Here is a 249-nt window from a genome sequence, read left to right on the forward strand (position 1 = left end):
GTCGCGCAACGGGCCGGGCAGCAGTCCGGCCCGGGTGGTGGCCCCGACCAGGGTGAACGGCGGGATCTCCAGCGGGATCGCGGTGGCTCCCGGGCCCTTGCCTACCACCACGTCGACCCGGAAGTCCTCCATCGCCAGGTACAGCATCTCCTCGGCCGGACGCGACATGCGGTGGATCTCGTCGAGGAAGAACACCTCCCCGGCGGTGAGCCCGGACAGGATCGCCGCCAGGTCGCCGGCGTGCTGGAT

General features: G+C 71.5%; 1 protein-coding gene. It reads right to left on the minus strand.

The features are described from left to right. Positions 1–249 (minus strand): AAA family ATPase (locus tag ACSNOK_RS35440; protein WP_436784789.1); only part of this gene is annotated, 249 nt, incomplete at both ends.

Source organism: Streptomyces sp. URMC 126 (assembly GCF_051386555.1).
Taxonomy (GTDB): domain Bacteria; phylum Actinomycetota; class Actinomycetes; order Streptomycetales; family Streptomycetaceae; genus Streptomyces.